Below are 16,103 nucleotides of genomic sequence, written 5' to 3'. Positions count from 1 at the left end.
ATGCTCGACGGCGAGGTGGATCCCGATCTGGCCGCCTTCCTGGAGCTGGCCGCCGCCAGCGAGGGTCGGCCCATGCACGAGGCCGGGCCGGCCCTCGCCCGGCTCGGCTACGATGCGGCCACCGCGGTCATCGACGCTCCGGGAGCACCGTTGGCGCAGGTGCGCGACCTGGACGTGCCGTGCCGCGATGGCGCGCGTATCGGCGCGCGCCTTTATCAAAGCCGCGCCGATACCCCCTTGCCGGTCCTGTTGTTCTTCCATGGCGGCGGCTACGTCGTCGGCGGACTGGATTCGCACGATTCCCTGTGCCGGGACCTGGCCGCGCTGGCCGATTGCGCCGTGCTGGCAATCGACTACCGGTTGGCGCCGGAGCATCGCTTTCCCACGGCGTTCAACGACGCCGTGGATGCCTGGCGCTGGTTGCATGACCAGGGCGCGGCGCTTGGCCTGGACGCGGGACGCGTGGCCGTCGGCGGCGACAGCGTCGGCGGCACGCTGGCCACCACCGTCTGCATCCAGGCCCGCGACGACGGCGGCCCGGCCGCGCTGACGCAGCTGCTGCTCTATCCCTGCACCAGCCCGGGCGACGACAGCCCGTCGCGCCGTCGCTACGCGCGCGGCTATCTGCTCGAGGCCGACACCCTCGCCTGGATGTACGCGAACTATCTGGGCTGGGACGGCGACGCGCGGGATTGGCGCTTCGCGCCGCTGACGCACCCCGATCTGCGCAACCTGCCTCCCGCCCATGTCGCGCTGGCCGAACACGATCTGCTGATCGACGAAGGCCGGGCCTATGCCGATCGCCTGCGGGTGGCGGGCGTGCGCACCGAACTGCGCGTGCATGCCGGAATGACCCACGACTTTGCCCGTTTCGGCAACATCGTCGCCCAGACGGCCGGGTTGCGCCGCGATCTCGCGGATCATCTGCGCCGCAGCTTCGACAGCGCCACGTCCGCCTGACCCGCGTGATGCAATGAATGGGCCGGCGCCCAAAAGCGCCGGCCCATTTTCATTTCTCCACCATGCACGCCTGCCCTTGCGCCAGCGGCAGCGCCGCCAGTGCCCGCATCACTTCGCGCAGCAAGTTCGGGTCGCGCATGATCGCGTAGTGGTCGACGTCGATCTCGCGCTCGGCCGTCACGGGCTGCCCCAGCTGTTCGGCCCATGCGTCACGTACCGCCCGTGCGCGCGGCGGCGTCCACCAGCAGTCGAGCGGCGCGCGAACTTCGCCAACCGGCCCCGCCTGCAACGAGAGGGCCTGCAAGGCACGCGCCGCCAGGAAGATGCGCGCCAATTCATCCGCGCCGAGCGCGCCATAGCCTTCGGCGCCCTCCGCCGCCGCCACCCATGGCGCCAGGCGCGCCTGCACGGCGTCAAGCGAAATGGGCACCGCGGCCGCGCCGGCACTCGCTGCGACTGGCGCGGACCTTGGCAGCCCCAACGCCGCGGCGAAGTGGCCAAGGTCTTCCTGCCACTCACGCAGCGCACCGTCCTCCCGGCCCGGCACATAGGGGTCGATGAGCCCCAGGTAGGCCACGGATTCCCCCTGCCCCTCCAGCTCGGCGGCCATCAAGGCCGCCAGCGTCCCCCCCAGCGACCAGCCCAGCAGGTGATACGGCCCCTGGGGCTGGCGCGCGCGGATCATCGCGCAGTAGTCCCGGGCCATCTGCGTCAGCGACACGTCACGATGCGCCGGATCATCCAGCATGCGGAACGGCAGGCCATGGACCGCGCGCCCGCCATCCAGCGCACGCGCCAGCGGCTGGTAGTCAAACAGCGTTCCCATGCCGGCGTGCACGCAGAACAAGGGCGCCGCGTCGCCCTGGCCGCCATTGAGCGGCAAGCTGGCGCGCGCGGCGGGCGACGGCGCTTCCTCGATCCGCAGCAGCTGGCCGATGGTCGGCCGCTGCATCAGGTCCCGCAGCGTGAAGGTCAGCGCGGGATCACGCAAGGCCCGCACCCGCGTCAGCACCTTGAGGCTGAGCAGGGAATCGCCGCCCAGTTCGAAGAAATTGTCGCGCTGCCCCACGCTGGGCACCCCCAGCACCTCCTGCCAGATTTCGGCCAGGCGGCGGGCGGCGTCGGTGCTGGGCGCATGGAACTCGCGCGCTTCGACCTGCCTGGGCTCAGGCAGCGCGGCGCGATCGAGCTTGCCACTGACCAGGCGCGGCAGCCGCGCCAGGCGGACGAAGGCCGCCGGCACCATGTAGTCGGGCAATTGCGCCGCCAACAGCGCGCGCAACCCGGCGGTGAAGTCGGCGCCCACCTCGGCCGCCGGCGCCACATAGGCCACCAGTTTCTTGCCCGCGGGTCCCTCGTGCACCACCACCGCGGCCTCGGCGACCCCGTGCAGCGCCATCAGGCGGGCCTCGATCTCGCCCAGTTCGATGCGGAACCCGCGGATCTTGACCTGGTGGTCTCCCCGGCCCGCATATTCGATATTGCCGTCGGCCAGCCAGCGCACCATGTCGCCGCTGCGATACATGCGGGCGCCGGGCGCGCCAAAGGGATCGGGCACGAAACGATCCGCCGACAGGCCGGGCCGGCCCAGATACCCGCGCGCCACGCCGTAGCCGCCGACATAGAGCTCGCCCAGGTGTCCGGGCGGGACGGGATTCAGGTCGGCGTCGAGCACGTAGACCGTGCGCTCGCCCACCGGCTTGCCGATCGGCGCGTAAGCGGTATCGAAGCTGGCACTGGCGGGGGTCTTCCAGATGAGCGGCGTGACCACGGTTTCGGTCGGCCCGTAGCCGTTGATGAACCAATCCGGCCGCAGATGGGCCCGCGCCCGCTCGTAGGCGGCGCGCGGCATGGCTTCGCCGCCGAAGACATAGAGCGACACCGGCGGCGCCTCGCCCTGTTGCGCGGCGCAATCGGCCAGTTGCGTCAGGTAGGCCGGCGGGAACGCCACGTGGCTGGTGCCGTGCTGGCGCAGCGCGTCCAGAGCCTGTTCCGGCGTCCACAGGTCCGGGCCGCGCACGGCCAGTTGCGCGCCGGTGGTGAGCGCGGTCAGCCAGCGCTCGTGCGCGCCGTCGAACGAGAACGACATGAACAACAGCTCGCGCGAGTCCGGCGTCAGGCCATAGATGCGGGCCGTGGCACGGCAGTGCATGGCCAGGGGGCCATGCGTCACCGCCACGCCCTTGGGCTTGCCCGTGGAACCGGAGGTATAGATCACGTACGCCATGTTGTCGGGCGACAGCCGCACTTGCGGCGGCGTCACCGGTCGCGTCGCAAACGCGTCCGCGACGTAGCCCAGGCGAACGACGCCCTGGACCGCGGGCAGATGCGCCGGCGACTCGGCGGCCGTCACGACCAGGCGCATGCCGCTGTCCTGCATGACATAGGCCTGCCGCTCGGCCGGGTGCTCGAGATCCATCGGCACGTAGGCGCCGCCGGCCTTGAGCACCGCGAGGAACACGACCAGCGTATCCAGCGAGCGCGGCATGGCCACGCCGACCCGCTGCTCCGGCCCCACGCCAGCCTGCACCAGGTGATGCGCGAGCTGGTTGGCCCGCTGCTCGAGTTCGCCATGGGTCAAGCCCGCCTGCCCCATCACGACGGCCAGGGCTTGCGGACGCTCGAGGGCATGGCGCGCGATCAGGGTGTGAACGTAGCCATGGCCATCGGCCGGCGCCGGCGCCTGGTCGGCATCGACGGTCCACCGCCCCAGAGCATGCCATTCGGCCTCATCCAGCCAGGGCAGCTCGCCCAGCGTGCGCCCGGGATGCGCCGCCATGGCGGCAAGCAGGCATTCCATCTGGCGCCGCATGCGGGCGGCCAGCCACGGCGCGATGTCGGCGCGCGCGTAGCAGTACTCGATCTCGAGATCGTCGCGGGCCACCACCTGCAGGTCCATCGCGTAGCCGGTCAGGCCCATGCCTTCGATGGCGCCAAAATGCAGGCCGTGGCGATCGCCGCGGCGCAGGGTCTCGTCGATCGGGTAGTTCTCGAACACCACGATGCTGTCGAACAGCGGCCGTCCGGAAGAACCCGCCCAGCGCTGCACGTCGGCCAGCGCACTGTGCTCCTGCTCGCGCAGGCGCAGGTTGCCCTGCTGCAAGGCTTGCAGATAGGCCGAGAGCGACAGGGACGGATCCGGGCGCACCGGCACCGGCAACGTGTTGATGAAGAGGCCGACGATCTCCTCGACGCCCGCGAGCGTCGCGGGGCGGCCCGCCACGGTGGCGCCGAACACCACGGTGTCCTGCTGGGTGTAGCGCTTGAGCACCAATGCCCATGCCGCCTGCACCACGGTGTTGAGCGTGACCCGCTGTTCCCGGGCCAGCCGGCGCAGCGCTTCGGTCGCCGGGCCGTCGAGCCGGGTATACAGCTTGCCGTAGTCGGCCTGCGCCGGCATGGTGTCGTCCGTGGGCGCGGCGGCGCCGGCCGGCGTGACCTGCCGCGCCGCCTGCGCCAGCAAGGTCGGCCCGTCGAAGTCGCGCAGTTCATGCTTCCAGACCCGCTCGCTCTCGGCGCGATCCTGGCGTTCGAGCCAACGGGCGTAGTCGCCATACCCTGGACCCGCCTGGCCCAGGGACTGCCCGCCGTAGGCGCTCAGCCATTCCCCGATCAGGCGCGAGGCGCTCCAGCCATCCAACAGCAGATGATGGTAGGTCCAGATCAACTGATACGCCTTTTCGCCCGTCCGTACCAAAGTCAGGCGGACCACGGGCGGACGCAGGAAATCGAAGGGCAGCAACAGGTCCCGCCCGGCCAGGCGCCGCACCCGTTCCCGCTGCTCATGCGGCTCGTGGCCGCGCAGATCGACCTCCTCGACCGGCGACGGCGCCTGGCGCAGCACGAGCTGCAGCGGCCGCGTCATTCCCTCCTGCCACAGGAACGCCGTGCGCAGCACGGGGTGACGCGCCACCATGGCATGCCAGGCCGCGACCAGGCGCGGCGCGTCCAATCCCTGGACCGGCACGCTGAGCTGGTTCACATAGAGACCCGAACCCGGTGCCTCAAGGGTGTGGAACAGCATGCCGGATTGCGTCGGGGATAGCGGATAGACGTCCTCGACCTGTTCGGGCCGCAGCCCCAGGCTTGCCAGCGAAGGCGCGCCGGCATGGTCTTGCAGGCCCTGGGACCCAGCGGCCTGGCGCTCGGCAGCGGTATCGCCCGCGTCACCCAGCGCCTCGGCGGCCGTGGCCAGTTGCGCCACCGTCTGGCGCTCGAACACCTGGCGCGGCGTGATGCGCCAACCCGCCTGGCGCAGCCGCGCCACGATCTGCAGGCTCAGGATCGAGTCGCCGCCCAGCTCGAAGAAATTGTCGTGGCGGCCCACGGTCTCGGCGCCCAGCACCTGCGACCAGATCGCGGCCAGCGCCGCCTCGACCTCGCCTTGCGGCGCCTCGTAGGCTTGCTGCGCGGTGAAGCTCGCCTGCGGCAGTGCGCGGCGGTCCAGCTTGCCGTTGGCATTGACCGGCAGCGCGTCCAGCGTCACGAAGGCCGTCGGCACCATGTAGTCCGGCAAGCGCGACGCCAGCGCCTCGCGCAGCGTGGCGACGGCCAGATCCGCTGGCACCACGTAGGCCACCAGCCGCGCACCCGCGGGGCCGTCCTGCGCCAGCACCGCGGCCTGCTCCACGCCATCCTGCGCCAGCAACGCCGACTCGATCTCGCCCAGCTCGATGCGCAGGCCGCGGATCTTGACCTGGTGGTCCAGCCGGCCCAGGTATTCCAGTTCGCCATCCTCGCGCCAGCGCGCCAGGTCGCCCGTGCGGTACAAACGTGCGCCGCCGCCGTCCGGATCGGCCACGAAGCGGTCGGCCGTCAGACCGGGCCGGCCCAGGTAACCTCGACCCAGTCCGGCGCCGCCCAGGTACAGTTCGCCGGCCACACCGACCGGTACCGGGTTCAGGTTTCCATCCAGCACCCGAGTCTGTACGCCCGCGATAGGACGACCGATCGGAACAACGGCCGGAGCCTGGCCATCTTCATCCAGTACGCCGTGCCAAGCCGTCACGTCGATGGCCGCTTCCGTCGGGCCGTACAGGTTCTCTACCGAGGCCTGCGGCAGGCACCGCAGCGCCCGTTGCAACAGTTCCGGACTCAACGCCTCGCCGCTGCACACGATGCGCTTCAGACTGGCGCAGCGCGGCGTGGGTTGCGTCTCCAGATGGCTCAGGAACGCGTGCAGCATCGACGGCACGAAGTGCAGCGTGCTCACCTCGTGCGCCTCGATCAGTTGCACCAGCCGCTCAGGCTCGCGGTGCTCGCCCGGCCCGGCCAGCACCAGTTGCGCGCCCTGCGCCAGCGGCCAGAAGAACTCCCAAACCGATACGTCGAAGCTGAACGGGGTCTTCTGCAACACCGTGTCGCTGGCCTGCAGGTCATACGCCTGCTGCATCCATGCCAGTCGGTTGCCCAGCGCCGAATGGCGGTTGGCCGCGCCCTTGGGGCGGCCGGTCGAGCCCGACGTGTAGATCACGTAGGCCAGTTGTTCCGGGTGCCACGCCACCTCGGGCGGCGCCTCTGCACGCCCGGCTATCAAGGCCTCGTCCAGCGCCAGCACCCGCGCCGACGGCGCCAGCGTGACGGCGCGAGCGGCCAGCGCCGGCTGCGCCAGCAGCAGCCCCAGGCCGCTGTCGGCCATCATGTAGGCTAACCGATCGTCCGGATAGTCCGGGTCCAGCGGCACGTAGGCCGCGCCTGCCTTGAGCACCGCCAGCAGCGCCAGCACCATCTCCACCGAGCGCTCGGCCAGGATGCCCACCACCTGCTCCGGCCCCGCCCCGGCCTGCCGCAGCCGCCACGCCAGCGCGTTGGCTCGGCTGTCCAGCTCGGCATAGCTCAAGGCAGTCTCGCCCACCCGCAGCCCCACCCGGTCCGGCGTGCGCCGCGCCTGCGCCGCGATGCGTACCGGCATCGGGTCGTCCGAACCTTCCGCCGTCGGCAAGGCCTCGGCACGCTCCCAGCGACGCAGGCGTGCGCTGTCTTCGTGGGTAAGCGTGCACAGATCGGCAACCGGTGCGGCGCCGTCCCGCATGAGGCCGCGCAACGCCAGATCGACGCGCGCCACCAAGGCCGCGGCGGCCGCGTCATCGACCTGCGATCGCGCGTAACTCAACCGCAGGCTCAAACCCTCCCGCTGCGCCACCACCAGGCTCAACGCATAGCTGGCGTGGTCGCGGCTGGCCAGCCCTTCGAAGGCCAGTCCGGCGGGTCGTGACTGGCGCAAGGCCTCGTCCACCGGGAAATTCTCGAATACCAACAACGTGTCGAACAGCGCCTGGCCATTGTGGCCGGCCCAACGCTGGACGTCCGCCAAGGCGGCGTGCTCCCATTCCCGGGACGCCACGCTGTCGGCCTGGATCCGGCGCAGCCAGTCACCCGTGGGCGAGGCCGTCGGCAGATGCACCACCATGGTGAGCGTATTGATGAACAGCCCGAGCATGGCCTGTGCACCGGGCAAGGCTTCCGGCCTGCCCGACGTGGTGGCGCCGAAGGCCACGGTGTCGTGGCCGGTGGCCTGCGCCAGCACATGCGCCCAGGCCGCCTGCACCAGGGTGTTGACGGTCACGCGTTCGGCCCGGGCAAATGCGACCAGCGCCTGGGTCGCGGCTTCGTCCCAGTCGAGCAGCAGGTCGGCATGGCCCGCGGCCGCGTCCCCCTGTTGTCGGGCCTGGCCGAACGGCAGAACCGGTGCGAGCAGCGTGGGTTCGTCCAGCGTCCCCGTCACGCCTTGCCAATACGCCTGCATCGTGGCGCCATCGCGCTGGCCCAGCCAGGCCAGGTAATCCCGGTAGCGGCCGGTGCCGCGCGTCACTGCCTGCCCTTCGTAAGCCCGCAGCACCTCTCCCAGCAACTGCGACACGCTCCAGCCATCGAGCAGCAGGTGGTGGTGCGTCCAGATGAAGTGGTGCCGGTCCGCGCCCGTGCGCACCAGCAGCAGCCGCATCAGCGGCGGCCGCGACAGGTCGAAGCCACCGCGCCGCGCCTGGCGCGCCAGCGCCTGCAATTGCGCCGCGTCCGCGCCCAGCCGTTCGCACCGCTCGAACGGCACGGCCACCTCGCGCGTCACCCATTGCAGCGGCGCGCCGGCGCCCTGCACGAAGCCCGTGCGCAGTACCTCGTGGCGCGCCAGCGCCGCCGCCCAGGCCGCCTCGAAGCGCGCCTCGTCCAGCCCCTGCACGTCCACGCACAGCTGGTTCACGTAGGCCGGCTCGCCCGCCTCGCCTTCGCTCTGCGCCCAGGCGCTGTGGAACAGCATGCCCGCCTGCATCGGCGTGACCGGGTAGAGATCCTCCCATTGCGACACCGGCGCGCCAATCGGCAGCGCCGCCAGCGCGGCTTGGTCCAGCCCGGCCAGCGGGAAGTCCGACGGCGTCACGCCCTGCGCGCCGCTGGCGCAGTGCGCCACCAGCTCGCGCAGCGCCTGCGCATAGGCGTCAGCCAGCGCCTGCATGCGCGCCGCGTCGTGGCGTTCGCCGCTGTAGCCCAGCGTCAGGCGCAGCGTGCCCGCGTACACCTGGCCGTTGATCGTCAATGCATGCGAGGCCGGCGCCGTCTCCAGCTGGCCCGCGCCCACGCCTTCGGCCGCGATGCGCCAGCCTTGCCCCGCGGCCGTCTCCTCGAACTGGCCCAGATAGTTGAACAGGATCGAAGATCGCGCCACCCCCTGGGCATCGAGCAGGCCGTGGCCCAGTCCCCGTCCCGGCACGGCGCGCAGATATTCCTTGATCCCCGTAATCAACGCCGCGTCGTCGTCCTCGGCGGTCAGCGCCACCGGATACACGCTGGTGAACCAACCCACCGTGCGCGACAGATCCAGCGCCGTGTCACCGGTCTCGCGGCCGTGGCCTTCCAGGTCGATCCGGACCTGCGTCATGCCGCCCCAGCGCCGCAGCGCCCGCACCAGGCCCGCCAGCAGCAGATCGTTGACCTGCGTGCGATACGCCGCGGGCGCCTGGCGCAGCAGCGCCTGGGTCGTGGCTTCGTCCAGCGCCAACACGGCCTGGCGAAGGTCGCCCACCCGGTTGGCGCCTTGCGGATAATCCACCGGCAGCGCGTCGCCGGCCGGCAACGAACGCCAGTAGGCCGACTCTGCCGCGTTCGGGCGATGCGCCTGCCACAGGTGGCCCGACCAGTCGCCGTAGCTGCTGGTACGCGCCGGCAGGCGGAGCGGCTCACCGGCGAGCAGTTGGCCATAGGCCGTGCGCAGATCTTCCAGCAGGATGCGCCACGACACCCCGTCCACCGCCAAATGGTGGATCGCCAGCAGCACGCGCCAGGAGCCATCGGCCACCTCGATCAGCACGCCACGCAGCAGCGGGCCCTCGCCGATGGACAGACTGCGTTGCGCGCTGTCGCAGATCGCTTCGATCTGCGCGCGGTCGGCGGCCGGCCGCCGCCACAGCAGCCCCTCGCCATCGCCTTGGTCCACATCTGTATAGCGCTGGCGCCAACCGTCGCCCTCGCGGCTGAATCGCAGCCGCAACGCGTCATGGTGCGCCACCAGCGCGGCCAACGCCCGGGCCAGCGCATCGCCATCGACCGGCGCGTCACTGTGCAGCAGCACCGCCTGGTTCCAGTGATCGTGCGTGGCCAGCGGTTGCGCCAGGAACTGCGCCTGGATCGGCAGCAGCGCTACCTCGCCGCGGGCCGGCCCTTGCGCCACCGCCTCGACCCGCGCCGCCTCGGCCACCGCCGCCAGTTGCGCCACCGTCTGGCGCTCGAACACCTGGCGCGGCGTGATGCGCCAACCCGCCTGGCGCAGCCGCGCCACGATCTGCAGGCTCAGGATCGAGTCGCCGCCCAGCTCGAAGAAGTTGTCGTGGCGGCCCACGGTCTCGGCACCCAGCACCCGCGACCAGATCGCGGCCAGCGCGATCTCGACCTCGCCTTGCGGCGCCTCGTAGGCTTGCTGTGCGGTGAAGCTCGCCTGCGGCAACGCGCGGCGGTCCAGCTTGCCGTTGGCGTTGACCGGCAGCGCATCCAGCGTCACGAAGGCTGCTGGCACCATATAGTCCGGCAAGCGTGCCGCCAGCGCTTCGCGCAGCGTGGTGACGGCCAGATTCGCCGGGACTACGTAGGCCACCAGCCGCGCGCCCGCGGGGCCGTCCTGCGCCAGCACCGCCGCCTGCTCCACGCCGTCCTGCGCTAGCAACGCCGACTCGATCTCGCCCAGCTCGATGCGGAAGCCGCGGATCTTGACCTGCTGGTCCGCGCGTCCCAGGTACTCCAGTTCGCCATCCTCGCGCCAGCGCGCCAGGTCGCCCGTGCGGTACAAACGGCCGCCGCTGCCCGCCGGATCGGCGATGAAACGTTCGGCGCTCAGCCCGCCGCGGCCCAGATAGCCGCGCGCCAGGCCCGGCCCGCTGACATACAGCTCGCCGCTGACACCCGGCGGCACGGTGTTGAGCTCGTTGTCGTAGACGTGCAGGCCGAGATCGGGAATGCCCACCCCGATGGGGCTGCCGCCCGCCGCCAGATCGTCGTGCCGCAACAGGCGGTGCGTGACATGCACCGTGGTCTCGGTGATGCCATACATATTGACCAAGGCCGGCATTGCGTCGCCGACATGGTCGAACCAGGGTTTCAATTTGCGCGGATCCAGGGCTTCGCCGCCAAAGATCACGGTCCGCAACGCCAGGCCGGTGGGCGTCGGTCCGCCCAGCAGCCCGGGCACCTGCATCAGTTGCAGGAACGCCGACGGCGTCTGGTTCAACACGGTGACCTGCTCGCGTCGCAGCAACGCCAGCATCGCCTCCGGCTCACGGCTCTGCTCGTAGGGCACCACAACCAGCTTCCCGCCGGTGCAGAGCGCGCCGAACAGCTCCCACACCGAGAAGTCGAAAGCGTAGGAATGGAACAGCGTCCAGGTGTCCTGGGGGCCAAAGCCGAACCAATGCGCGGTGCGCGACAACAGCCGGCACACCTGGCGATGCGCCAACAGTGCGCCCTTGGGCCGGCCAGTCGAGCCCGATGTGTAGATGACGTACGCAAGGTTGTCGGTATGCACGGGCAGCGCGGGATTGTGCGCCGGCGCTCGCGACACCTCGTCCCCGTCGACGCACGCCAGCGTGACGCCGGGCAGGTCTTCACGCAGCCACGCCAGGCCATCGGCCTGGGCCTGCCCCGTCAGCACCACCCGCAAACCGCTGTCCGCGGCCATGTAGCGCAGGCGGTCCTCCGGATAGGCCGGATCCAGCGGCACATAGGCCGCGCCCGCCTTCAACACGCCCAGCAGGGCCTGGACCAGCGCCATGGAGCGCGGCAAGGCCACGCCCACTTTGGTTTCCGGCCCCACGCCCAGCGCAATCAGCCGATGCGCGATACGGTTTGCCGCCGCGTTGAGCGCGGCATAGTCCATCTGCGCGCCATCGCAGCTCAAGGCGATGGCGCCGGGCTGGCGCAGCGCCTGCGCTTCGATCAGGCCGTGCAGCGTGTCATGGGCAGCGGTCGGGTCTGCCTCGGTGGCGCGGCCCCATGCCATCACCTGGGCCGCTTCGGCGTCGGAAAGCAACGCCACGCGGTCCAGGCGCTGCTCCGGCATGTCGATCAACGCTTCCAGCATCCGTTCGAGATGGCTTCCCAAACGGACGATCAAGCGCGGGTCGAACAGCTCGCGCGCATACAACAACGCGACCTGGACCCGGCCGTCCGGCAGTTCCGCCGTATTGCAACTGAGCTCGAACTGCGCCTGCTGTTCGGGCATGCCGTAGTCACTGGTGCGCAAGCCGCCCAGGTCGCGCAAGGCGCGGTAGTCGGGACGCTGGTGATTGAAGAGCACCTGGAACAAGGGCGTATGGCCATCGCGTCCGGGCTGCAGCGCATCGACCAGTTGCTCGAAGGGCAGATCCTGGTGCTCCTGGGCCTCGCGCGCGCGGTCGCGCGACTGGGCCAGCAGCCCGCCCAGCGTCTCGCCCGGATCGCAGCGCCCACGCAGGACCTGCGTATTGACGAAGAAACCCACCACGCGTTCGGTGTCGCCGAGATGGCGGTTGGCGATGGGAACGCCGACGCGCACGTCCGTCTGGCCACTATAGCGGTACAGCACGGCCTGGAAACCCGCGAGCAGCGCGCTGAAGAGCGTGGCGCTTCGAGCCTGCGCCGTCGCGCGCAGCCGGGTGACGAGCCCGGCGGGCAAATACAAGGTGTGGCGCGCCGCCTGGTACGAAGCGTTGGGCTGGCGCGGCGCCGCCGTCGGCAATTGCAATACCGGCTGCTCGCCGCCCAGGGTGCGGAGCCAGTACTCGCGCTGGCGCTCGCCCTCGCCCCGCGCCAGCCAGCCGCGCTGCCAGGCCGCGTAGTCTTCATAGGCCAGGCCCACGGCCGCGAGCGCGGCGGCCCGGCCCTCGACGCGGGCCCGGTACAGTTCCGCGAACTCCTCCACGATCACCTGCATGGACCAGCCGTCGGAAATGATGTGGTGCATGACCACGACCAGCACATGATCGTCTTGCGCCTGGCGCAGCAACCCCACGCGCAGCAGCGGCCCCACCTCCAGGTCGAAGGGTTCCTGCGTCCAGGCCTGCACCGCCCGTTGCGCCCGCATGGGATCGCTGGCGGCCTGACGCAGCAAGGTGAAAGGCGCCGGCGGCTGCACCACCGGCTCGGCCTGGCCGTCGTCGGTCGCGACAAATCGCGTACGCAGGCTGGCATGGCGCGCCACCAGCGCCTCGAACGCGGCGGCCAGCGCGGCCTCGTCCAGCGCACCCGACAAGCGCAGCGCGCCGCTGATGTGATACGCCGAACTCTGGGGATCCATGCGCCACAGGAACCATTGCCGCTGCTGCGCATGCGAGAGCACCGCCATGCGATGCCCGGGGCGCTGCGGCGCCGGCTCGTCCTGTTGGGCAGGGGCCGCGACCGTTGCCACGGGTTCCTGCGCCGGGGCCGCCAGGCCGCCGGCGGCCGCGGCTGGCGGCTCGGCCTGCGCCTGGGGACTGATCGCCCGGGCCAGCGCCTGCAGGGTCTGGCATTCGAAGATCTGGCGGGGCTTGATCGGCAGCTTGAGGCGACGCGCGCGCGCCATGACCTTCAGGCTCAGGATGGAGTCGCCACCCAGCTGGAAGAAATTGTCCTGCCGCTTGACCGCCGGCACGCCCAGCACTTCCTGCCAGATGCCCGCCAACGCCACCTCGACCTCGCCTTGCGGCGTTTCGCCATCGGCCTGCGCCTGAACGGCGGGCGCCGGCAAGGCACGGATGTCGAGCTTGCCGTTGGCCGTCAGTGGCAGGCTGTCCAGCCAGGTCAGCGTGGCCGGCACCATGTAATCCGGCAGTTTTTCGGCGAGCACCGCCAATGCATCCGCCACCGCCTCGCCCGCCGCCACCGCGTAGGCGTGCAGCGCTGTCCGCCCGTCGTCGTGCCGCGCGACCACCGCCGCGGCCGCCACGCCGGACTGCGCGCGCAACAGGGCGGCGATCTCGCCCGGTTCGACCCGGTAGCCGCGCACCTTGACCTGGTCGTCGCCGCGCCCCAGGTAGACCAGGGCGCCCTGCGCATTCATACGGACGCGATCGCCGGTGCGATACAGCCGCTCACCCGTCCCGAAGGGGCTGGCCACGAAACGTTCGGCCGTCTGGCCCGGCCGTCCCTGGTAGCCGCGCGCCAGGCCGGCGCCGGCAAGGTACAGTTCGCCCTCGGCGCCGGCTGGCGCCGGGTCGAGATAGGCGTCCAGGACATAGGCGCGCAGATTGGGCAACGGCCGCCCGATGGGCAGGTTCCTGCCCTCTTCCCGGCCCGTGTCCGCCGCGGCTTGCACCAGCGCGCCGACCGTCGTTTCGGTGGGGCCATAGTGGTTGTAGATCCGGCACGCCGGCGCCAGTTCGCGGATGGTATCCAGCAGCGCGCCCGGCGTGCGTTCGCCGCCCAACACCAGCGTATGGCGCGGCAATGCGTCCGCGGCCCGCGCGGCCTGCAGCAACGCCTGCAGATGGCTGGGCACGATCTTCAACACGTCAACCTCATGCTGCCGCATGTATTCGGCGAACCGGTCCGGATCGAAGACCCGCTCCGGCGCAATCAGATGCAAGGCGCAGCCGCCGCACAGGGCGCCATACAGGGTGGTGTGCCCCAGGTCGGCCGCAACCGTCGAAACCATGGCCATGCTGCGCGCCGTCCCCGGCAAGTCCAGGCGCGCCAGCACGCCCTGCACATAGTTGGCCAACGCGCCCCGGCTGACCGCCACGCCCTTGGGCTGGCCTGTCGAGCCCGACGTGTAGATCAGATAGGCCGTCTGAGCCGGATGGACAGCCACCGCCACCGGCTTCTCGACCGCCGCGCATGCGCTCAGGTCGATATCCAGGCAAGGCACGCCCGCCGGCTCCCATTCCGTTTCGCTGAGCACGCAAATCGCGCCGCTGTCATCGATCAACTGGCGGCGGCGCGCCTCGGGCAACGCGGGATCCAGCGGCACATAGGCGCCGCCTGCACGCAACACGGCAAGCAGGCCGGCGACGAAGGCCAGGCCGCGTCCGGCGTGCACGGCGACGCGCGTCTCCGAAGACACGCCCAATCCGCGCAATCTGCCGGCCAGCGTGGTGGCGATGCCGTCCAGCGCCTCGCGGGACAGGCTGCGGTCTTCCTGCACCGCGGCGGTCGCCGTCGGCGCATGCGCGACCCAGGCATCCCACAGCGTCAGCACATCCGTCGCCGCCCACGCCACCGTCTCGCCGCCCGCTTCGCCCGAGGCCTGCGCCAACGGCAGCTCGACCAGGGGGATATCCGCGTCGGCCACGCCTTGGCGCAGCCATTGGCCAAACGCCTCGGCCAACGCCATGATCGTCGCGGCGTCGAACACATCGGCGGCGTAGTCGAACTGGCACTGGATGGCATCGCGGCCATTGGTCACGTCCAGGCTCAGGTCGAAGTGCGCCTGTTGCGCGTGCAGCGACATGGGCCGCATCCCCAGGGAACCGAAACCGGCGCCAATGGCATCGCCCTGCGCCTGCTCCGTGCACTTGACCTGGAACAACGGGTTCAAGCCGGGCACCCGCTCGCCGGCGAGTTCGGACACCAGCACATCGAAGGGGCAATCGGCATGGGACTGCGCCTGCAGCACCGTATCGCGCACGTCAGCCACCAGTTCCCGCAGGCTCGCGTCGCGGTTCACACGGGTGCGCAGCACCGCGGTGTTGGTGAAATAGCCGATCAGGCCATGTGTTTCCGCCTGGTCGCGATTGGCCAGCGGCGTGCCCACCACGACGTCGTCCGCGCCGCAATAGCGGGACAGCGTGTACTTGAATGCCGCCAGCATCACCATGAACACCGAGGCGCCACTGGCGCGCGCCAATTGGCGCACGGCGTCACTGGCGGCGGCGTCCAGCCGCAACGTGTGCGAGCCGGCGACCGCGTCGCGGTGCGCCGGACGCGGCCGGTCCAGCGGCAGCCGCAGGTTCTCGGGCAAGCCGGCCAGGCGGGCCTTCCAGTATTCCATCTGCGCCGGCAGGCGCCGCAGCGCATGCCACTCACGCAACCACGATGCATAGTCGCCAAACTGTACCGGCAGCGGCGCCAGCGCCGCGGCCACGCCGGTCGCCTCCTCGTCGTAGAGGGCCGCCAGCTCGCGTACCAGGATCGCCTGCGACCAACCATCGGCCACGATGTGATGCACGCACAGCGTCAGCCAGTGTTGCTCCGCATCCAGGCTGACCACGCCCAACCGCCAGGCCGGCGCATGCGTCAGGTCGAATGCGGCCTCCACCATCGCCACGCTGGCCCGTCGGGCGGCTTCCATGCGCTGCTCCGCATCGACTTCCCGCACCGATACCTGGCGCCATTCGACTTCCGGATCGGCCAGCACCCGCTGCACCGGCGCCGCGTCATCGCTCGCCTCGAAGACGGTCCGCAGTACGGCATGGCGCGCGGCCAGCCGCCGCGCCGCGCGGCGCAGCGCGTCCACATCCAGGGGGCCGGACAACGCCAGCGTGCCGGACAGGTTATAGGCCGCGGAGTCCGGCGCCATGCGCCAGGTCAGCCAAAGCGCGTTCTGGGCGTGCGAAAGGGGGTAGGTTTGCCTGCCAGGGAACGGCACGACCGGCAGCGATGCGGGGTCGATACCCTGCTCCAGCAACCTGTCCAACAGCGCCTGGCGCTGCACGGAATCCAGTTTTGCGATGCGTTCGGCCAGCGTGCGAGGATCCAGTCCCATG

Annotated in this window: 2 protein-coding genes; one reads left to right on the top strand and one right to left on the bottom strand. The window is 70.8% G+C overall.

All coding sequences use genetic code 11. The features are described from left to right. On the top strand, nt 1–960 hold the full coding sequence (locus I6I07_RS23220; protein ID WP_198483892.1) for an alpha/beta hydrolase: 960 nt from the start codon (nt 1–3) through the stop codon (nt 958–960). A 49-nt stretch (nt 961–1,009) separates the two neighbouring features. Here the strand turns inward: I6I07_RS23220 and I6I07_RS23215 are convergent, their stop codons facing one another. Next, the gene (locus tag I6I07_RS23215; RefSeq protein WP_198483891.1) at nt 1,010–16,102 is read right to left on the bottom strand and encodes a non-ribosomal peptide synthase/polyketide synthase; all 15,093 of its coding nucleotides are present in this window, start codon (nt 16,100–16,102) and stop codon (nt 1,010–1,012) included. Nucleotide 16,103: the final 1 nt, after the last annotated feature.

The sequence above is a fragment of the Achromobacter deleyi genome, assembly GCF_016127315.1.
In the GTDB taxonomy this organism is placed as follows: Bacteria; Pseudomonadota; Gammaproteobacteria; order Burkholderiales; family Burkholderiaceae_B; genus Achromobacter; species Achromobacter insuavis_A.
The sequence above is the reverse complement of the archived record's forward strand: the minus strand, read 5'-3'. Positions and strand labels throughout refer to the sequence as shown.